Source organism: Kitasatospora sp. NPDC042419 (genome assembly GCF_056437345.1).
In genome coordinates this window covers 56,692-76,034 of the sequence record NZ_JBWKAW010000009.1, presented here as the reverse complement: position 1 = coordinate 76,034, position 19,343 = coordinate 56,692, and the positions used below count along the sequence as shown (strand labels likewise).

Genomic DNA, 19,343 nt, shown 5'->3' with positions numbered 1-19,343 from the left:
CGAGCCCGGTGAGCTGGCGCGACCGGTTCGTTCGGTACGCCCCAACTCCTTGACGAATTCATGACATTGACGGACCATCATGCTGGCGCGCGCCGCAGTTCCTCCCCTGTTCCGTCCCTACGGATCCCCCACAGGAGGACAGTCATGCGACTGCCCCGCCGAGGGAAGCCCGCCGCGGTCACCGCCGTCCTGCTGGCCCTCGCACTCGCCTCCCCGCTCACCGTCCAGGCCGCCGCGCACCCGGTCGCCGATCCGTCCGCGGCGGCCGGCGCCGCCACCGCGGCCGACACCGTCCGGCAGTACCGCCTCGACGGGCCCCGCACCGTCGCCGAACGCACGGCCGTCGCCGCGACCGGCGCCTCGGTCGACGCCGTCCGGCCCGACTCGGTCGTCGTCAGCGCCACCCCCGCCGAGGCCGCCCGGCTGCGGGCGCTCGGCTGGTCCCCCGTCCCGCTGCCCGGTCCCCGGTACGGCGCCGACCCCGGGGAGCAGGGCGTGGGCACGGCGGTGTACGACTTCCCGTCCGCCGACTCCGGCTACCACAACTACGCGGAGGCCGCGGCCGACATCGACGCCGTCGTGGCCGCGCACCCCGCCATCATGAGCAAGCGCGTCATCGGCACCTCCTACGAGGGCCGGCCGATCGTCGCCGTCAAGATCAGCGACAACGTCGGCACCGACGAGAACGAGCCCGAGGTGCTGTTCACGGCCCACCAGCACGCCCGCGAGCACCTCACCGTCGAGATGGCCCTCTACCTGCTGCACGAGTTCGGCGACAAGTACGCCACCGACAGCAGGATCGCCAACGCCGTGAACGGCCGCGAGATCTGGGTGATCCCCGACCTCAACCCGGACGGCGGCGAGTACGACATCGCGACCGGCCGCTACCGGAGCTGGCGCAAGGACCGCCAGCCGAACTCCGGCAGCAGCAGCGTCGGCACCGACCTCAACCGCAACTGGAACTACAAGTGGGGCTGCTGCGGCGGCTCCTCCGGCTCCACCTCCAGCGAGACCTACCGCGGCAGCGCGCCGGAGTCCGCCAAGGAGGCCAAGGTGGTCGCCGACTTCGTCCGCACCCGGGTGGTGGGCGGGAAGCAGCAGATCACCGCCGCCATCGACTTCCACACGTACAGCGAGCTGGTGCTCTGGCCGTTCGGCTGGACCACCGCCAACACCACCACCGGCATGACCGCCGACGAGTACAACACCTTCGCCACGCTGGGCCGGACGATGGCCGGCACCAACGGCTACACGCCCGAGCAGTCGAGCGACCTCTACATCACCGACGGCTCGATCGACGACTGGCTGTGGGGCGCGCAGCGGGTGTTCGCCTACACCTTCGAGATGTACCCCGGGCCGAACGGCAGCAGCGGCTTCTACCCGCCCGACGAGGTGATCGGGCGCGAGACCAGCCGCAACCGCGAGGCGGTGCTCCGGCTGGTCGAGACGGCCGACTGCGTCTACCGCGCGATCGGCAAGCAGCAGCAGTACTGCGGCATCGCGAGCTGATCGCGGTCCGTCAGGGGCGGGGTCCCGGGAGGGGCCCCGCCCGGCGCGTGCCCCGGCCGGCGGCCGGCCCGGCGGCCGGCCCGGTGGCGACGTCCCGACAGTGGTGCAGGGAGCACCGGGAACGCCTGGAACGGCTGGACCAGCTGGAACGGCTGGAGCGCCGGGAGCGTCAGGAGCGGACCGACAGCAGCCCGCCGACCCCGGGGCGCGCGAACCGCGGCGCCTGCGCCGGCGCTGCGGCGGGGGTGCCGGTCGAATCGGTGCCGCAGTACCGGTCTCGCCCGGGCAGGACGCCGTCGGCCAGGAAGCGGTCGGCCGCGGTGACCGCGCAGGACGGGGTGCCGGGGTCGTAGGCCCCGTGGTTGCCGCCGTCGACGGTGACCATCCTCGCGCGCCGGCCGAGCGCGGACCGCATGGCCAGCGCCCCCTCGTACGGGGTCACCGAGTCCCGGCTGGTCTGCAGCAGCAGGATGTTGGCGGGCCCCCGGTCGGTGACCCTGACCTGCGGTTCGAGCGGCTCCGGCCAGAACGCGCAGGGCCAGATGTTGGCGCCCAGACCGTCCAGGATCGGGTACTCGGCCCGGCTGGCGGTCACGTTCCGCTGGTAGCGGGCGATGTTGCGCGGCGCCGGACTGTCGTTGCAGACCACGGCGAAGAGCGCGGCCACGTCGTTGTCCGCGGGGATCCCGGGAGTCGTCCGGTTCAGCCACCAGTACGGGACCGGGCCGTTCCCGTCGGCGGCGAGGTAGCGCCACCAGTCGGCGATCTCCTGGAACAACGCGGTGTGGTAGGCGTCGAAGCGGTAGATCGCGCGCCACAGGCCGCCGTTGACCGGTCCGGCCACCGGGTGCGTCACCGGGGTGCGGTCGAGCTTCGCGGCGAGGTCGAGGTAGTTCCGGCGCACGGCGGCGGGCGTCGCGCCGAGGTGCAGGTCGGCGTCACGGGCGGCGGCCCAGGCGGCGAAGTCGCCGAAGCGGGCCTCACTGGCCGGGTCCAGGAGCGAGAAACGTTCCTGCCAGGTGACGTTGGGGCTGACGTTGGCGTCGAGGACGAACCGGTCGGTGCGCCCGGGGAACAGCTCCGCGTACACGGCGCCCAGGTAGGTGCCGTAGGACGCGCTCAGGAAGGAGATCCGCGGCTCGCCGAGGGCGGCGCGGATCCGGTCCAGGTCGCGCGCCGTGTTCGGCGTGTTCAGGTGCCGGATCAGCTCGCCGCCGTTGGCCAGGCAGTCCCGGGCGACGTCGCGGGCGAACCGCACGTTGGCGGCGATGGAGCCGTCCGGGCCGGGGAACGGGAAGACGAGTTCGTTGGGGAGCTGTGCGGCCGTGCGGCCGCACGTGACCGGGGTGCTGTAGCCGACGCCGCGCGGGTCGAAGCTGACCAGGTCGTAGCGGTCCAGCACCGCCTGGGGGTAGTCGTTCACGCGGGTGCTCGGGATGTTCAGGCTGGCGACCCCGGGGCCACCGCCGTTGTGCACCAGGATGCCGCGGCGCAGCCCCGGCTTCGCGGTGGACAGCCGGGACACCGCGATCTCGATGGTCGGCCCGGACGGCGCCCGGTAGTCGAGGGGGACGCGGATCCTGGTGCAGCGCAGGCGCGGGTCCACCGGCGCGGACGAGGGGTCGGGCGGGCAGTCCGTCCAGGTGAGCGGCGGGGTGGACGGGCCGGGCGCGGCCTCGGCCGGTCCCGCCGCGGCGAGGGCGGCGGCGAGCGCCAGGGCCACCGCGCCGCAGACGGATCTCAGTGATTGCTTCAACATGGACTAGACCATAGGGAGGCGAGGTCGCCGCGTCATCCCCCTGGTGGGGTGCGGGATCCGGCGTCTCACGATGTGTCAGCCGTCCGTGTGCGCAGCAGACATGGCCTCCGCACGCGCCTCGGGCGGAGCTGGGCCCCCTCTTTCGGATCCAGTACTGCTCCGCAGAAGTTCGTGGAGGGGTGTTGATCGGACGGCTGATCCGCTGACGTGGAGGTCGCCCGCGCGGTCGAGGAATTCCCTCCAAGGAGCCGGCGGGCAGCCCGTCGGGCGGTGGAGGCCCGTGCGATCGGGCACGACGAGACCGCCAAGCCCTGTCGGTGGACCCACGAAGGCACACGGCTCGAAGCAGCCTGATCAGCACCCCTCCACGAGCCTCCCCGAACGGTGCGACCAGGATTTGCGGGGTCGACGAGAATGGGCGGATGGACGGACTGGGCGGGGCGCTGGAGCGGGCGGCCGCGGACGGCGATGTGGTGGACGGCTGGCTCCAGGGGCTCGCGGGCAATCGGGCGCTGCCGGTGGAGGCGCTGACCCGGCTGCTGGAGTTCGACGAGCTGCCGATACCGGGCGGCTGGCTCCGGCACAGGACCTTGGATGCCGCGGCGACGGAGCTGCTGGTGGCTTCGCCGCAGGTCCGGCGCCGATTGGACGTGGCGGAGAACGCGACGGCGGACGTCGACGTTCTGGCCCGGCTCGCACGGGATCCGGAACCCCGGGTCCGGTTCGTCTACGCGGTGATGCTCTTCGAGTACAAGCGCCGTGTCCCCGCCGGGGTGCTGGAGGTCCTCGCGGAGGATCCGGAACCGAAGATCCGGCGGATCGTCAGTGGCAGCGGAAAGCCGCCGGTCGCGGCGCCGGTGCCGGAGCCGGTGCCGGCGCTGACGGCGGAGCAGCGGGTGGCGCACCCGGACCGGGTGGTCCGGCTGGAGGCCGCCGCCGATCCCGAGGTGCCGACCGCACTGGCCCTGCGACTGGCGGCGGATCCCGAGAACGACGTCCGGCTCGCGGTGTCGATGCGGGAGGACCTGACGGAGGATCAGCGCACCGCGATCCCGTGCACGGTGTGGCAGGACTTCTGGTCACCGCCGTCCTGGATCGCACGGCAGGCGACCGATCCGGATGCGGCCCGCCGGATCGCGAGGTCGGCGCACGTCGGGCTGCGGAGGGTGCTCGCGGCCCAGCCGCACCTGGCGCCCGACGTGGTGGCCCTGCTGGCGGCGGACGAGGACGAGCGGGTGCGGCGCACGCTGGCCGAGCGGTGCGAGGACGCGCCGCACGAGCTGTTGGTGGAGCTGTACGCCACGGTGCAGGACCGGTACTGGTCGGGGTTCCGCCACCACCGCAACTTCGCCCGGCCCGGGTTGGCCCGGTTCGCCGACGACCCCAACCCGCGCCTGCGGCACGCCGCGTTGGACGACCCGGAGGCCGGGCCGGAGCTGGTGCTGCGGCTCGCCGACGACCCCGAGGTGGGCGGCTGGGCGGTCAGCGACCCCAGGCTGCCCGCCGACGAACTGCTCCGGCGGCTCACCCGGCCGGCCCAGGCCTCGGCCGCCGCGTGCAATCCGGCGCTGCCGGTGGCGGTCATGCACCGCCTGCTGGACCTCGCCCAGACGCGCTGACCCGCCGCCCCATCGCCCCGCCGCCCCATCGCCCCATCGCCCCGTCGCCCCGCCGCCCCGCCGCCCCGCCGCCCGACGGTCGGTCAGCCGTCGGCGAGCAGCTCGCGGGCCAGGCGGACCAGGGCCGGGATCGCCGGGTGCTCCGGGACGCCGCGCCGCCAGGCCAGCAGGAGAGGCACCGGCGGGGCGTCGGCCAGGGGCCGGTAGGCGAGGGCGGGATGCCGGTGCAGGCGGGGTGTCGCCGACGTCGAGACGCCCACGGCCCGGCCCACCGCGATCGCCGTCAGCCACTCGTCCGTGTTGGTGACCTCGATCGTCACCGTCGGGCGCGCGGCGGCGGGCCAGAGGTCCAGGGTGGTGGTTCCCGCCACCGTGTTCAGGACGACCGGCCACGCGGCGAGGTCGGCCAGCGTGAGGACGTCGCGGCCGGCCAGCCCGCTGCCCGCCGGCACCACCGCCACCCGCTCCTCCTCCAGCAGCAGCTCCGTGACCAGGTCCGGCGCCGCCACGTCCCCGCGCAGCAGCGCGACGTCGACCCGGCCCCGGGTGAGCCCGGCCGTGCGGTCGTCGATGCGGCGCAGCTCCAACGGCACGTCGGGGTGCTCCTCGTCCCAGCGGCGCAGCAGCGGGATGGTGTGGTCGCCGAGCGCGGCCCAGGGGTGGCCGAGGCGCAGCGGAAGGACGGTCAGGGAGCGCGGGTCGAGGGCGGCCTCCACGGCGGCCACCGCGGCGGCGGCCCGGTCGCGGAACGCCCGGCCGGCCGCCGTGAGCTCCAGGTGGTGGGTGGAACGGTCGACCAGACGCACGCCGAGGTGGTCCTCCAGCCGGCGCAGTGTCCGGGAGAGCGCGGGCTGGCCGATGTGCAGGCGGGCCGCGGCGCGCGTGATCGTGCCCTCCTCGGCGATGGCGAGGAAGGCCCGCAGGTGGCGCAGCTCCATGGTCATGCCCGGAGAGCATAACCACCGTTCGATCGGCATTTCACGCGGAGCGGGCGGATTCCTAGCGTGGAGCCATGACGAACACGAGGCCCCACACGGTCATGACGGGAGCACGGTCCGGGGCGGCGGTCCCCGCGGCAGCGGCGTTCGCGGTGGCGGCGTCCGCGGGGACGACGTCCCCGACGGCGGCACCGACCGCAGCACCGACCGCAGCGCCGACGGCGGCGCCGACACCGGCGAGCGGAGCGGGGACGGACGGATCCGGGACGAACGGGACAGGTACGGACGGGGCGGGGGTGCCCGTCGCCTCCGGCCGCGGCAGCCTCGGCGGCATCGGGCTGGTGGTGGCCGCCGGCCTCTCCGTCCACTTCGGCTCCGCCGTCGCGGCCCTGCTCTTCCCCCGCGTCGGAGCCCTCGGCGTGGTCACCCTGCGGGTGACGATCGCGGCCGTCCTGCTGCTGGCCTTCTGCCGCCCCCGGCTGCGCGGCCGCAGCCGTTCGGACTGGGCGGTCATCGGCGCCTTCGGGGTCGCGCTCGGCGGCATGAACATCGTCTTCTACCAGGCGATCGACCGGATCCCGCTCGGCCCGGCGGTGACCCTGGAGGTCCTCGGCCCGCTCCTGCTGTCCGTCGTCACCGCCCGGCGGGCGGTGAGCCTGCTGTGGGCCGGGCTGGCGCTCGCCGGCGTCTTCCTGCTCGGGCGGGACGGCTTCGACGGGCTCGACCCGGTGGGCGCAGGGTTCGCGCTCGGCGCGGGTGCGCTGTGCGCGGTGTACATCGTCTTCAACTCCCGCGCCGGTGCCCGGTTCCCGCGACTGGACGGACTGGCCCTCGCGATGGCGGTGGCCGCGCTGGTCAGCCTGCCGCTCGGGATCGGTTCCGCGGGGAGCGCGCTGCTCGAACCGCGTGTGCTGGGGCCCGGGATCGCGGTGGCGCTGCTGTCCTCGGGGCTGCCGTACACGCTGGAGCTGCTGGCGCTGCGCCGGCTGCCCTCGGCGACGTTCGCGGTGCTGATGAGCCTGTCCCCGGCGATCGCGGCACTGGCCGGGTTCCTGGTCCTGGGGCAGGCGCTGTCGGCGGGTCAGTGCCTGGCGGTCGTCCTGGTGGTGGCGGCCGGCGCGGGGGCCGTGCGGACGGGCTCCGCAGGTCAGCGGGCCCGCTGAGCGGTGGGTGGTGTCCGAGCATCGGACAAGATCTTTTACACTACTGACCGGTCATCAGTTCGACATATGGCCGTCATGTCAGGAAACATCAGGAAAACCAGGGGGAATCATGCGTCGTCGCATGTCCACGCTCGCCGTCACCGCCGTGCTCGCGGGAGGCCTGCTCCTCTCCGTCGCACCCGCCCAGTCCGCCTCGGCCGCCGGCCGCGGTTCGGTCTCGGTCAACGTCGAGGAGCTCCGGGTCCAGGCCCAGAAGCTCCACACCCAGGCCAACCGGCTGCGCCAGCAGGGCCACTACCAGGAGGCCAACGTCGCCGAGGCCCGCGCCCGGGCGCTGGACGCCTACATCCAGCAGCTCCTCGAGTGCGAGCGCAGCGTCCGCTGCTGACCGCCCGCCGGTGGGGCCGGACGACGTCCGGCCCCACCGGGCGTGCGTGACACCGCACGGATTCCACGAGGGCCCCGACCACGTCGGGGCCCTCGTCGCGTCCCGAGCGGAATCCCGAGGAGCGCACCCGGGCCCGCCCACCGCCGCCCGCGCGACCGACGGCACCCTGCGCCACCACCCCGCCCGTCCCGTCCCACCGTTCCAGGCAGGATCGTTTCCGCAGGTCAACGGCTGGAAAACGTTCCAGCGTCCCGAATCGGCGGCCGCCCCTGGCGGCCGGGACGGCCCCCGGGGCACGGTCATCCCCGGTCCCACCACCGGACCATGCGTCACCACACCACTGACAACGGGGATCCACCATGCGCACCTTCCACCACCGCACCACCGCCCTGGCCGCCGCCGGTACCGCCGTGCTCGCCCTGGCCCTGACCGCCTGCGGCGGAAGCGGCTCCGGCACCACGCCCACCGGGGCGGCGCCCTCACCGACCCGGTCCGCCGCAGGCTCCGCCGGGGGCAGCGGCAACGGCAACGCACAGGGCACCGCCCCGGCCGCGAACGCCGGCACGGGCAGGACCACCGATCCGGGCAGGACCGCCGACACCGGGAAGACCACCGCCGCGACCGCCCCCGCCGGCACGGCCGCTCCGGTGTGCACCACGAAAGACGTCGCCGTCACCGCCGCCCTCCAGGGCGGACCGCCCCACACCCACATCGTCCTGACGGCGAAGAACACCTCCGGCCACGGCTGCCGGCTCGTCGACTTCCCCCTGATCCGGTTCCTCGACGGCCACCGCGAGACCGTCCCCGCCGTCGCCAAGAGCAAGCCCGCCGCACCCGTCACCCTCGACGCGGGCGCCCCCGCCTACGCCGTCGTGAAGCTGTCCGACGGTGGGGCCCACGAGGACACCGAGGCCGTGACGGCGTTCTCCGTCACCCTCGCCGGAGGCGGCGGCCAGGCCACCGTCAAGGCCCCCGGCCCGGCCGGCATCGCCGTCGACCCGGCCGTCTGGGCCACCGGCTACTGGACGCCGGAGCTGCGCAACGGCGCGGACGAGTTCTGAGACGCGCCCTGCGGACCCTTCGGATTCGCGGCCGGGCCGCCGGTGCCAGGCGGCCGCTCCGCCCGTGATGCGGGCGAAGGGCTGCCACACGCTTGCGGCGTGACGAACCGACGGCGGCCTGCCGGTCGTACGGTCCGGGCGCTCGACCGGGCCCTGGGCGGGGAGCGGCCGCCGACCCGGTTCCGGCGGCGGGCCGCCCGGCACCCGGTCCGGGCGGGTCTCGGCGCGGCCCTGCCCCGCGCGGCCCTCTTCGTGCTCCTGTCCCAAGGGGAGGAGTCCGGCACTCCCCCTGGCCGCCGCACTCCTCGGGGCGGCCATCGGGCTGGTCCCGGCTCCCACGGCCGCCGACCCGGTTCCGGCGGCGCGGGCTCCGGCACCCCGGGGGGCCGGGGCGGATCGTGAGCGGAGTCCGCCGTCCCCCGGCCGGCAAGGCGGCCGGGGGACGGCGGGGTTGTCGCCCGGACACCGGAACGACCGGACACCCCGGGCGACCGGGCGGTCAGGCGGTCAGGCGCCTCGGACGGGTGGGCGGATCAGCAGGTGACGACGGTGGAGACCGTGGCCGTCGACGGCGGCCAGCCGAACTGGTCGACGCTGAACTCGGCGTTCACCGTCGTGCCGCAGGGCACCGTGATGTTGATGTCGCCGACCGAACGGCCGCCGACGGGCACCAGGACGTTCGGGGTGATGGGCGGCAGCGGGGGCAGGCCGACGGCGTTGCCGGACAGCCGGAACCCGACGTTCTGGGCCACCCAGCTCGGGTTGGTCGGGTAGGCGGTGCCGTAGAGGCGGACCTGGGTTCCGGTGACGGCGATACAGGCCCTGGTCTGGAGGAACCCGGGCGCACCCGGGCTACCGCAGGTGACGACGGCCCCGACCGGACCGGCCGGACCGGCGGGGGTGGTGGCGGCCGCGGCCTGGGTGCCGGTGAGTGCGGCCAGGGCCGCGACGCCGGCCAGGACGGCGGAAAGACGCTTCATCAGGATTCCCTCCCTCGTCGGGTGTCCTCGGCACATACCGAGCACACCCTGTGACATGTCACATCGTGCTGGAGGGAAGCATGGCAGCCGTCCACGAACGGAGTCCCGGGTTCGGGGAAACAGCCGACCCACCCACCCCTCCCGACCGCCGAATGACCGGCGGGCGACCTCCGGGTGGCCGGAACGGCCTGTCATGTCCCCCGGGCGCGCGACAGGTCGGCGGGTGACAGGTCGGCCCGGGCCCGGCGGCGCGAGCGGGCAGGAAGGCGGGCGGGCAGGAAGGCGGGCGGGCGGGAAAGCGGCACCCCCGGCACCCCCCGCCCCCGGCACCCCCTCCCCCCGGGGCCGTGCGGCAAGAGGCGCGCGCCGCCGCTACCGCCCCGGCCTCAGCGCCCGCCCTTGCCCTCGAAGCGGACGAAGTCGCGCCCGGCCGGCCCGGCCTGGAGGCCCAGCGACTGACCGACCACCACGGAGGGCCCGCCGACCAGTTCGCAGATCCGGCGCAGGAGCTCCTCGGGCGGGGTGCGGGTGCCGTCCGGGCCCGGGTCGTTGCGGACCTCGGCGAGGGCCGCGGGGTCGGCCAGGCCCGCCTTGCGGGCGACCTTCCCGCAGTGCCGGTCCCAGGCGGCCCGGGCGGCGGCGGCCTCGGCGGGATCGGCCGGCGGGGTCCAGTCGGCGGCCCAGCCCAGCTCCTCGAACCCGCCACCGGGGAAACAGGCGGTGACGGCGGCGCCCCAGTCGGCACCTTCCAGCAGCCAGACCGCGGTCTTGGTGTCGACGGCGAGCGCCCACGCCGGGTCCATGATCCGGCTGCGGCTGATCCGCCCGAACCGGGGCTTGGGCGGGTCGAACAGCAGTCCGGTGCCGTGCGCGCCGGCGTAGAGGTAGCCGCCGCGCTTGGAGCGCTTCAGCGCCTCCAGGACCTGGTCGGACGGGGCGGAGGTGACGGCGGCGTACGTGGGCATGGCGGTCTCTCGGGGAGGTGCGGAGCGGGTGGCACGGGAGGCGGCCGCCCACCTCTCGTGCGGGCGGGCGGCCGGAAGCGGTGGTCGGTCAGTCGGCGGGGCGCAGCGCCGAGGCGTGGTAGAGCAGTTCGGCCGGGACGGCGGCGTCGACGGCCCGGACGGCGGGCCCGAGGTCGGCGAACAGGTCGGGGACGACGGGGACGAAGCAGGTGTCCTTCCCGAAGACCACCCGGCCCGGACCGCGCACCTCCACGGCGACGACCTCGTCGAACGGCACGTGGTGGAGGAGGCCGTCGGGCTCGCGCGCCCACACCCCGGTCCCGGTGACCACGAGCCGGGTGCGGCGGGCCGCCGAGTAGCGCAGCCGCTCGGCCAGTCGGGGCCGGAACACCTGTCCGTCGGAGGGGAGGTCGGTGTGCCGGACGCAGCGGTGGCGCGGCAGCGGCGAGCCGTCCGGCTGCGCCAGGGTGGCCTCGACGTCGCAGGGCACCACCAGCAGCGCGCTGCGGAGCGCGTCCGCGAGGGCCTGCCGGGCACGCTCGGGCGTCACGGCGGCGAGCGCCGCCGACCGGGCGGGCACGTCGCGGTACTCCTCGCCGAAGAGGAGGGCGGTGGCGGCGTGCGTGAGCTCGTGGAGGACGGAGCGCGGGTCGGTCCAGACCTCGCGGAGGCCCTCGCGCTCCTCGGCGAGCTCCTCCTCGGTGACGCCTTCGCGGGCCAGGCGCAGTGCCTCCTCCCAGAGCAGCTCGGTGACCCGCTGCTCCTGGCCCTCGCGGGCGTCGAGGCCGATGACGCGCTCGCCGCTGCCGCGGCCGGCGAGTGCGACGCCCTCGGCGACGTCGTAGGAGAGCCCGTGGCGGTGGCGGACGGTCTCGCGCAGGCGGTGCGCGAGCACCTTGACGGCGAGGAACAGGGCCAGGTCGTTCAGGTCGCCGTGCAGGGCGAGTCCGGGGCCGGGCACGTCCTCCTGCCGCCAGGACGGGGTGTCGAGCAGGACGGGCTGGGCGGTGCCGCGGTCCGGGCGCGTACCGGCGGGCAGCGGCAGCCGGAGTCCCTCGGGCGGCGGGCCGGTGAGGACGAGGACGGCGTTGCCGGCGTGGAAGTGGCGGGCGACGGTGTCCCGGACGGCCTCGACGGTGATCCGGTCCGCGCCGGGACCGCGGTAGGCGGCGAGGCCGAGGCCCTGGACGCCGTAGCGGTGGGAGAGCAGTTCCGCGGTCTGCGGGTCGGCGGCCCGGCCGTCCTCGGCGGCCAGGACCCCGGCCTCCTGGTCGATGCGGTCGAGCGGGAGGTCGCGGAGGGCGGCGCAGACGCCTGCCAGGTACTCCACGACCTGTTCGGGCCGCCCGGAGCAGGTGAACTCGGTGACGGACAGGTCGACCGACGCGTTGTGGTCGTGGTGCAGCCGGGGCAGGGTGCTCATCGCCAGGTGCTCGACGAGGTGGGTCACCCCGAGCGTCCGGAACGTCTCGTCCCGCACGCCGCAGCCGAAGACCAGGGCTGCCTCCAGCGGCCCGGGGGCGGGGGCCCACAGGACTGGGATTCCATCGATGACCTCGTGATTCACCCGGCGATCATAGGTGTGTTTTCAGCCATTCCCGCAATCGTTTCTCCACAGCCGCGCAGGCCGGGCTCCCGGGCGCGCCTTAGCCGGTTCGGCGGTACCCCGGTGCCCCCTCCCCACATGTTCGTGCACGCTGGACCCAGGATGCGGACGGGCGACCCCCCACCGGACCACCGGCAGGCCCCCGCACTGACGGGAGCACAGCATGATCGGAACCCCCGGTCCCTCCGACGCGGTCCCCGGCCCCGGCCAGCCGGACCTGCCCGACTGCGCCGACGACCCCACCGCGGCGCTGCGGGACATGTTCGTCGACATGACCCAGGGCGCCCGCATCTCCCGCGGCCAGGACCCCGCGCAGCGGCCGGTGTTCCTCAAGCCGCACGGCGTGGCCCGCGGCGTGCTCACCGTCGACCCCGACCTCCCGCCCGAACTGCGCGTCGGCTTCCTGCAGACCGCCCACGAGCGGGCCGACGGGCTGTCCGCCTGGGTCCGGTTCTCCAGCGACACCGTGCCCGGTCGGCCCGACCTGCGCACCACCCTCGGCATCGGCATCAAGCTGTACGGGGTCCCCGGTCCCAAGCTGCTGGAGGGCGCCACCGAGGCCGGCACCCAGGACCTGCTGCTGCAGAACCACGACGTCTTCTTCGTCGACACCGCGCAGGACATGTGCGAGTTCACCCGGGCCGGCGTCGTCGACGGCGACTACGAGCCGTACCTGCGGGAGCACCCCGTCACCCGGGAGGTCCTCGACGCGATGGCCAAGACCGAGGAGAGCGTCCTCACGGCCACGTACTGGAGCGTGCTGCCCTACTCCTTCGGCCTCGAACGCTTCGTCAAGTACAAGCTGGTCCCGGCCGGCTGCGAGCCCGGCGACCCGGCGGCGGTGTCCGCCGACGAGGACCCCGGCTACCTGGGCGCCGACCTGCGCCACCGGCTCACCGCCGGCCCGGCCGCCTTCGACCTGCTGGTCCAGTTCCGCGAGGACCCGCCCCGCATGCCCCTGGACCGGGCCACCGTCCGCTGGGAGGAGTCCGCGAGCGCACCGGTGCGGGTGGCCCGGCTGACCCTCCGGAAGCAGGACGTCCGCGCCCGCGGCCAGGCCGCCTACGGGGAGAACCTCGCCTTCAACCCGTGGCACAGCCTCGCCGAGCACCGCCCGGTGGGCAGCATCTCCGACGCCCGCCGGGCCGTCTACGCGGCCTCGGCCGCACAGCGCCGCGACGTGAACGGCGTCCCCGCGACCGAGCCCGGCCCCGCCCGCCCGCAGCTCACCCCGCCGCCCGGACGCGACACCCGGATCGTCCGGGCCGCCGTGCACCCGGCGATCGGCGTGGCGCGGGTCGGCGACAGCCCGGACGAGTACTTCCTCGCCCCGGAGACCGAGGACGAGCCCGCGCTGCCCGCCGGCAGCTACAAGGACGCCACCGGCGCCCTGAAGCGCCAGGCCGTCCGCTTCCGCGTCTACGGCTACAACGCCGCCGGCCAGCCGGTCGCCGAACTGACCGCCGACAACGCCGACCTGCGGTGGACCGTCCACGTCGTCAACTCGAAGGCCGCCTGGTACCAGTTCCAGCTGGCCCTCGACATCCCGGAGGCGGAACGGACCGACGAGAGCCTGCTGCGCAACCCCAAGGTCCCGGCCGCCCAGCGCGACCGTCTCGTCATCGACCCCGGACCGCGCTCGGTGCGCGGCCGCGACCGCTCCGACCGGCCCGAGTACCGCTTCGACACCGGCACCTTCCTGGACCGGCCCGTCTACCTCGGCGAGCTGCGCACCGACGGGAGCGGCCGGCTGCTCTTCCTCGGCGGCCGGGGCGTCTCCGCCTCGGCCACGGACACCCCCGCCGACACCTTCGCCAACAACGACGGCTGGCACGACGACGTCTCCGACGGCCCGGTCACCGCCGAGGTCCGCATCGACGGGCGGAGCATCCCGGTCGAACCCGCCTGGGTGGTCACCACACCGCCCAACTACGCGCCCGAACTCACCTCGGTGCGCACCATGTACGACCTCGTCCGCGACGCCTTCGTCACCGCCGGCCTGCTGCCCGCCCCGCAGCAGGTGTCGTTCACCCGCGACGTGCTGCCCGTGCTGCGCCGCCTCTGCGGGCTGCAGTGGGTCAACCACGGGCTGGCCGCCCAGTTCGGGCACGGCGGGCGGGTGAACTTCCTCGACCCCGACCGGCTCGCCGAGCTCGCCGACCCCTCGCCCGTCCACCGCGAGCTGCGCCGGCAGGTCTGGGCCACCATGCGCAACTACGACCGGGACGGGATGTCGCCCGTGCCGTGGCCGGCGATCTACGGCGACGCGATGAACCTGCCGCCCGACTCCGAACGCCAGCACGTGACGCTCTCCCCGCTCCAGTACCGCCTGCTGGACCGCTGGGCCGACGGGGACTTCACCGCCGACCACGACCCGCAGGCACCGCCCGCGCCGTCCCTCGACGAACTCCCGCTCTCCCGGCGGCCCGAGGCCCTGGACCGGGCGGCCCTGTCGTTCTGCCTCGCCGACGCCTTCCACCCCGGCTGCGAACTGACCTGGCCGATGCGGCACACCACCCTGTACAGCGCCCCGTTCCGGGTGCGCCACCGCGACCCGAAGGCGCCCCGGCCGCCGTCCTACGGCCCGAAGCTCACCCCGGAGATCGCACTCGCGTACGACGGACCGCTCTACGGGCAGCGTCCGGGCGACCTGACGCGCTGGATGGCCGTGCCGTGGCAGACCGACACCGCCAGCTGCCTCTCCGGCTACGGCTACGGCCTGCCGGGCTTCGGCCCCAAGTACGACCCTTACCTGCCCACGTTCTGGCCCGCCCGGGTGCCCAACCACGTCCTGGCCGAGGAGGAGTACGACGTCGTCGTCGACACCTCCCGCCCCGACGAGGAGCGGCTGGCGGCCTTCGAGAAGCGGCGCACCTGGCTCCGCTGGCTGCCCTCCGGCTACCTCAACACCATCAACGCCATGGTGACGGACTTCGGCAGGCTCGGGCTCGTCGAGCGCCGGCCCGGCGTCGCGGACGACCCCCGGTTCCCGGCGGAGATGCTCGTCGAGTCGGAGGTGTCCTTCCCCCGCGAGCCCGCCCCGCCGGCCGCCCGCAACCTGGTCACCCTGCACGTGCCGCTCGGCGCCGACCCCGCCCTCGGCGAGTCCGCGCTGGCCACCGCCGTCACCATGGCCGAGCAGCCCGACGAGGAGGTGTCGGCGGGCTTCATCGACAAGGTCGTACGCCTCCACCGCCGGTGACCGCGGCTCCGCGCGACGCCGGGGAGTCCTGGGACACCGGGGACTCCTGGAACGCAGGGGACGCCGACGCGGTCGTGGCCGGCGGCGGCCCGGCGGGCGCGGTGGCGGCCCTGGTCCTGGCCGGCGCCGGCCACCGGGTCGTGCTCCTCGACGACGGCGCTGGCGGGCACGGCCCGCCGGGCGCCGGCACGGGACCGGGCGCCGGACCGGGCGCCACCGGGGCCGCCGAGTCCCGGACCGGTGCTTTCAGGATCGGCGAGTTCCTGCCGCCCGTCGCGCGCCCGCTGCTGCGCGACCTCGGGCTGCTGGACGCCTTCCTGGCCGCCGGGCATCCCCGGTCCACGGGGACCCTCAGTGCCTGGGGCTCGGCGGCGCTGCACGGCCGCAGCCACCTCCTCGACCCGTACGGCCACGGCTGGCACCTCGACCGGGTCCGCTTCGACGCGTTCCTCCGGGACGCGGCGGTCGCGGCGGGCGCCGAACTCCGGCCGTCCACCGTGCTGCGGCGGCGCGCCGACGGCCGCCTGGTCGTCCGCGACCGGGGCACCGGCGCCGTGCGGGAACTGCGCAGCCGGTGGGCGGTGGACGCCACCGGCCGCCGCTGCGTCATCGGCCGCCGACACGGCCTGCGCCACCGGCAGGACCGCCTGGTCGCCGCCTACGCCGTGTTCGACGTCCGCCGCCCCGAGGGCCCCGTGGGCAGCGGGGGCGGCGGGGGCGGCGGGGGCTCCGAGGGCGGCGGGGACGCGGACCGGGAGGCCCGGACACTCGTGGAGGCGGCGCCCCACGGCTGGTGGTACACCACCCTGGTCCCGGCCGGACGCCTCGTCGCCCACCTGACCGACCCCGACCTCGCGGACCCCGCACTCCGGACCCCCGAGGGCTTCTGGCACGGCATCACCCGCACCGGCCACGTCCGCCGCCGACTGGCCGGGTACGACCCCGCCGCGACCCCGGTCCCCCGCTGGGCCCCGGCCCACGGCCTGCGACTGGACCCCGTCGCCGGACCGGGCTGGGTGGCCGCGGGCGATGCCGCGCTCGCCTTCGACCCGCTCTCCTCGCAGGGCATCCTCACCGCGCTGCACACCGGCGCCCGCGCCGGCCGGACGGTGGCCGCCTGCCTGGAGGCCCCGGGCCGGACACCCGCCGCACTCGCCGACTACGCCGGGTTCCTGGACGGCATCGCCACCGCGTACGCCGGCAACCACGCGCTGTCCTACCGGCAGGAGCAGCGCTGGCCCGACCACCCCTTCTGGCGCCGCCGCCACGCTCCCCCGCCCCCGGGCGCCTGACCGGGGGCGCTCCCCCGGCGCCGCCCCAGGATCGCCCGGCTCCCGGGCCGCGCGGCGGCCGGCGGCGCGGCTCCCGGCGGCCGGCTCCCGGCGGCCCGGCAACTCCGGTGCGCGCCCGGCCGACCACCCACCGCGTCGCCCGGACGGCACGAAGGTGCACACGGGCCGGAATGCTCCTAGGGTCTGAACTACGGGGGCACGACGCGGCGGAAATCGCGTGTTCCCCACGATCGCCCGCGCCGGCTCCCGATCCCCTCAGGAGATGACCCGGCATGACGACCTCGTCCGAAACGCCCGTCCTGGACACCCTCGCCGCGATGACGCTCGACTCGATCGAGCGGTGCGGGCTGCCCACCGAGACGCTCCTCCTCACCCGCATCGCCGCGCTGGTCGCCATGGACGCGCCCCCGATGTCCTACCTCGCCCACCTCGGCCCCGCCATGGAGTCCGACGTGACCGCGGAGCAGGTCCAGGACGTGCTGGTGGCCATCGCCCCGGTGGTGGGCACCGCGCGGGTGATGTCAGCGGCCACCCACATCACCGAGGCCCTCGGCTTCGCCATCGCCGTGGCCGAGATCGACGCCGCCTCCGCGGGCTGACCCCGGCAGGCTCCGGCCACCCGGCCACCCGACCGCTCCAGTACCGGCCATCCGGCCACCCCGACCGACCCCGACCCCATCCGCATCCGCATCCACCCGGATCCCCGGCGACGGGCCGGGTCCCGCCACCCGGCTCCCGCGGCAGTCCGCCCGGCCCGGTCGGCGCGTCCCCCGTACCCGTCACCGGCTCCACACCGCCGGATCCCTCCGCAGCGGCCCCGCGGAGGACCGGTCGGCACGAATCGAGGCACCTCATGTCCTCAGCCACCAGAAGCGCTCCCGCCGGCACCGGCGGCTCGTCCGGCTTCGCGGGCGGCCTCACCGTCTTCGCCGCCGTGATGCTCCTGCTCGCGGGCTGTCTGAGCATCTTCCGAGGGATCATGGCGATCGCCGAGGACGACGTCTTCGTGCGGACCCCCAACTACATCTTCAAGTTCGACCTGACCAGTTGGGGCTGGATCCACCTGATCCTCGGCATCATCGCCCTCGGCATCGGCCTCGGGCTGTTCCGGGTCTCGCTCTGGGCCCGGATCCTCGGTGTGGCGCTGGCGGCGTTGCTCATCATCGCCAACTTCCTCTCCATCCCGTACTACCCGGTGTGGTCGATCGTCGTGATCGCCATCAGCGGCTTCGTGATCTGGGGCCTCTGCGCGGTCCACCGCGACGACGGCGCCCCGACCGCCTGACCAGGGTGATCGCCGGAGCGACCGAGGCCGGAAGGGCCGAGGAGCCCGGCGAGGCCGGCGAGGCCGGCCGGAGGAGGTGAGGGCGATGGCAGCACCCCCTTCGGCCGTGCCCCGGCGCGCCCGGCTGTCGGCCCGGCTGGCCGTGGTCTGTGCCCTCGGCGCGCTGGCGGTCCTGGTGGTCGGGAGCGGTCCCGGCGGCGTGCTGATCCTCGTCACCGCGGTGATCGGCTCGGCGCTCACGGCAGCCGGTACCTGGTGGGCGGTGTCCCACCGCGGGGCCGTGCGGGCGCTCGGGTTCCTGCTGGTGGTGGGCGCGCCCGCGGCCGTCGTGGTGCTCTACGCCCGGGCCGGCCTGTGGCCCGAGGCACTGGCGGCGACCGTGCTGTGGGCGGCCGCCGCGGCGAGCGCGAGGTCCGCGGTGCGCCTGGTGCGCCGGCCCGACGGCATGCGCGCGGTCGCCGGGCAGCGCCCCCGCCGACCGTTCCTGATCATGAATCCGAAGTCGGGCGGCGGCAAGGTCGGCCGGTTCGGACTGGTCGAGAAGGCCGAGGCGCTGGGTGCCGAGGTCGTCCTCCTGGACACCTCTGCCACGGTGGACGTCGCCGCGCTGGCCAGTCGGGCGGTGGCCGAGGGCGCGGACCTGCTCGGGGTCGCGGGCGGGGACGGCACCCAGGCCAGGGTCGCCGAGGTGGCCGCCGAGCACGACCTGCCGTTCCTGGTGGTCTCGGCGGGGACGCGGAACCACTTCGCGATGGACCTCGGCCTGGACCGCACGGACCCGTCCCGCTGCCTGGACGCGCTGACCGACGGGGAGGAACTCCGCGTCGACCTGGGCACGGTGGGCGGCCGCGCCTTCGTCAACACCGCCTCCTTCGGCGTGTACGCGCAGATCGTGCAGCGCCCCGAGTACCGCGACGCCAAGGCGGGCGCGGCCCTGGACGCGCTGCCCGACCTGCTGCTCGGCTACGGCGGACACCTCGTCGACGCCCGGACGGAGGAGGACGTCCGGCTGGACGCCCAGCAGGCGCTCCTGGTCAGCAACAACCCCTACACCGGCACCGAACCGGTCTCCGGGGGCGGCCGCCGACCCCGGCTGGACCTCGGCGTGCTGGGTGTCGTCGGGATCCGGGTGACCAGCGCGGCCCAGGCGACCCGACTCGCGCTCAGCAGCGGCAGGGCGGCGGGCCTGCAGGTGCTGACCTGCCGCCGGGTCGTGGTCGGGTCGGACACGGACCGCATCCCGGTCGCCGTGGACGGGGAGGCCCTGCTCATGCCCGCGCCCGTCGTCTGCGGCATCCGCCCCGGAGCCCTGCGCGTCCTGGTGCCGAGGCACCGGCCCGGTCCTCCGCCCGCCCGGCCGACCCCGGGCTGGCGCGAGATCCTCGCCCTGGCCTTCGCCCGCTCCGGGGCACCGGAGCCGGGCGCGGGAACGGAGCCGGGAACAGGAGCAGGAACGGGAACGGGAACGGGGCCGGGAACGGGCACGGGGCCGGAGGACCGGACCGGGTGACCCGGGGCCGGGAGCGGAGCCGGCCCCGGCGGTCGGCGGTCGGGGGTCGGGGGTCGGGGGTCGGCG

At 75.4% G+C, this 19,343-nt stretch carries 15 protein-coding genes; 10 read left to right on the top strand and 5 right to left on the bottom strand.

Annotated elements, in window-relative coordinates:
- Positions 1–144 precede the first annotated feature (144 nt).
- Entirely contained in the window at positions 145–1,509 is a 1,365-nt protein-coding gene (locus AC067J_RS19230) for a M14 family metallopeptidase (protein WP_478300665.1), read from the top strand.
- A 169-nt stretch (positions 1,510–1,678) separates the two neighbouring features.
- On the opposite strand, the gene AC067J_RS19225 is transcribed toward AC067J_RS19230, so the two are convergent.
- Positions 1,679–3,268: an alpha/beta hydrolase gene (locus AC067J_RS19225; RefSeq protein ID WP_478300663.1), complete on the bottom strand. Its 1,590-nt coding sequence runs from the start codon at positions 3,266–3,268 to the stop codon at positions 1,679–1,681.
- Positions 3,269–3,690: 422 nt separating this feature from the next.
- On the opposite strand from AC067J_RS19225, the gene AC067J_RS19220 reads away from it, so the two are divergent.
- Complete coding sequence (locus tag AC067J_RS19220) at positions 3,691–4,887, top strand: hypothetical protein (protein ID WP_478300661.1); 1,197 nt, start codon at positions 3,691–3,693, stop codon at positions 4,885–4,887.
- 83 nt (positions 4,888–4,970) lie between these two features.
- Here the strand turns inward: AC067J_RS19220 and AC067J_RS19215 are convergent, their stop codons facing one another.
- Positions 4,971–5,831, bottom strand: a complete 861-nt coding sequence (locus AC067J_RS19215; RefSeq protein ID WP_478300659.1) for a LysR family transcriptional regulator — start codon at positions 5,829–5,831, stop codon at positions 4,971–4,973.
- A gap of 290 nt (positions 5,832–6,121) precedes the next feature.
- Between AC067J_RS19215 and AC067J_RS19210 the strand changes: the two genes are divergently transcribed.
- The 3 genes from AC067J_RS19210 to AC067J_RS19200 all read left to right on the top strand — a co-directional run bounded on the left by AC067J_RS19210 (position 6,122) and on the right by AC067J_RS19200 (position 8,437).
- Positions 6,122–6,988, top strand: a complete 867-nt coding sequence (locus tag AC067J_RS19210; protein ID WP_478300657.1) for an EamA family transporter — start codon at positions 6,122–6,124, stop codon at positions 6,986–6,988.
- A gap of 121 nt (positions 6,989–7,109) precedes the next feature.
- Positions 7,110–7,376 (top strand): hypothetical protein, encoded by a 267-nt coding sequence (locus AC067J_RS19205; protein WP_478300655.1) that lies wholly within the window; start codon positions 7,110–7,112, stop codon positions 7,374–7,376.
- A gap of 359 nt (positions 7,377–7,735) precedes the next feature.
- On the top strand, positions 7,736–8,437 hold the full coding sequence (locus AC067J_RS19200; RefSeq protein WP_478300653.1) for a DUF4232 domain-containing protein: 702 nt from the start codon (positions 7,736–7,738) through the stop codon (positions 8,435–8,437).
- A 533-nt stretch (positions 8,438–8,970) separates the two neighbouring features.
- On the opposite strand, the gene AC067J_RS19195 is transcribed toward AC067J_RS19200, so the two are convergent.
- The 3 genes from AC067J_RS19195 to AC067J_RS19185 form a co-directional block, all read right to left on the bottom strand.
- Positions 8,971–9,417, bottom strand: a complete 447-nt coding sequence (locus AC067J_RS19195) for a hypothetical protein (RefSeq protein WP_478300652.1) — start codon at positions 9,415–9,417, stop codon at positions 8,971–8,973.
- A 386-nt stretch (positions 9,418–9,803) separates the two neighbouring features.
- Positions 9,804–10,382 (bottom strand): hypothetical protein, encoded by a 579-nt coding sequence (locus AC067J_RS19190; protein ID WP_478300650.1) that lies wholly within the window; start codon positions 10,380–10,382, stop codon positions 9,804–9,806.
- An 88-nt stretch (positions 10,383–10,470) separates the two neighbouring features.
- Positions 10,471–11,949: an insulinase family protein gene (locus tag AC067J_RS19185; protein WP_478300648.1), complete on the bottom strand. Its 1,479-nt coding sequence runs from the start codon at positions 11,947–11,949 to the stop codon at positions 10,471–10,473.
- Positions 11,950–12,151: 202 nt separating this feature from the next.
- Here AC067J_RS19185 and AC067J_RS19180 point away from each other — a divergent pair, with 202 nt between their 5' ends.
- The 5 genes from AC067J_RS19180 (at position 12,152) to AC067J_RS19160 (ending at position 19,277) form a co-directional block, all read left to right on the top strand.
- Entirely contained in the window at positions 12,152–15,190 is a 3,039-nt protein-coding gene (locus AC067J_RS19180; protein ID WP_478300647.1) for a LodA/GoxA family CTQ-dependent oxidase, read from the top strand.
- A complete protein-coding gene (locus tag AC067J_RS19175; protein ID WP_478300646.1) occupies positions 15,187–16,482 on the top strand; it encodes an FAD-dependent monooxygenase in 1,296 nt (431 codons plus the stop codon). Before AC067J_RS19180 ends, AC067J_RS19175 begins: the two co-directional genes overlap by 4 nt.
- A gap of 272 nt (positions 16,483–16,754) precedes the next feature.
- Positions 16,755–17,081 (top strand): carboxymuconolactone decarboxylase family protein, encoded by a 327-nt coding sequence (locus tag AC067J_RS19170; protein WP_478300645.1) that lies wholly within the window; start codon positions 16,755–16,757, stop codon positions 17,079–17,081.
- 254 nt (positions 17,082–17,335) lie between these two features.
- Positions 17,336–17,767, top strand: coding sequence for a DUF7144 family membrane protein (locus tag AC067J_RS19165; protein ID WP_478300644.1), 432 nt, complete (start codon positions 17,336–17,338; stop codon positions 17,765–17,767).
- Positions 17,768–17,852: 85 nt separating this feature from the next.
- Positions 17,853–19,277, top strand: coding sequence for a diacylglycerol/lipid kinase family protein (locus AC067J_RS19160; protein ID WP_478300642.1), 1,425 nt, complete (start codon positions 17,853–17,855; stop codon positions 19,275–19,277).
- Positions 19,278–19,343: the final 66 nt, after the last annotated feature.

Coding starts and splice junctions, on each gene's coding strand:
- AC067J_RS19230 (WP_478300665.1), top strand. CDS start 145: ATGCGACTGCCCCGCCGAGGGAAGCCCGCCGCGGTCACCGCCGTCCTG.
- AC067J_RS19225 (WP_478300663.1), bottom strand. CDS start 3,268: ATGTTGAAGCAATCACTGAGATCCGTCTGCGGCGCGGTGGCCCTGGCG.
- AC067J_RS19220 (WP_478300661.1), top strand. CDS start 3,691: ATGGACGGACTGGGCGGGGCGCTGGAGCGGGCGGCCGCGGACGGCGAT.
- AC067J_RS19215 (WP_478300659.1), bottom strand. CDS start 5,831: ATGACCATGGAGCTGCGCCACCTGCGGGCCTTCCTCGCCATCGCCGAG.
- AC067J_RS19205 (WP_478300655.1), top strand. CDS start 7,110: ATGTCCACGCTCGCCGTCACCGCCGTGCTCGCGGGAGGCCTGCTCCTC.
- AC067J_RS19200 (WP_478300653.1), top strand. CDS start 7,736: ATGCGCACCTTCCACCACCGCACCACCGCCCTGGCCGCCGCCGGTACC.
- AC067J_RS19195 (WP_478300652.1), bottom strand. CDS start 9,417: ATGAAGCGTCTTTCCGCCGTCCTGGCCGGCGTCGCGGCCCTGGCCGCA.
- AC067J_RS19190 (WP_478300650.1), bottom strand. CDS start 10,382: ATGCCCACGTACGCCGCCGTCACCTCCGCCCCGTCCGACCAGGTCCTG.
- AC067J_RS19180 (WP_478300647.1), top strand. CDS start 12,152: ATGATCGGAACCCCCGGTCCCTCCGACGCGGTCCCCGGCCCCGGCCAG.
- AC067J_RS19170 (WP_478300645.1), top strand. CDS start 16,755: ATGACGACCTCGTCCGAAACGCCCGTCCTGGACACCCTCGCCGCGATG.
- AC067J_RS19165 (WP_478300644.1), top strand. CDS start 17,336: ATGTCCTCAGCCACCAGAAGCGCTCCCGCCGGCACCGGCGGCTCGTCC.
- AC067J_RS19160 (WP_478300642.1), top strand. CDS start 17,853: ATGGCAGCACCCCCTTCGGCCGTGCCCCGGCGCGCCCGGCTGTCGGCC.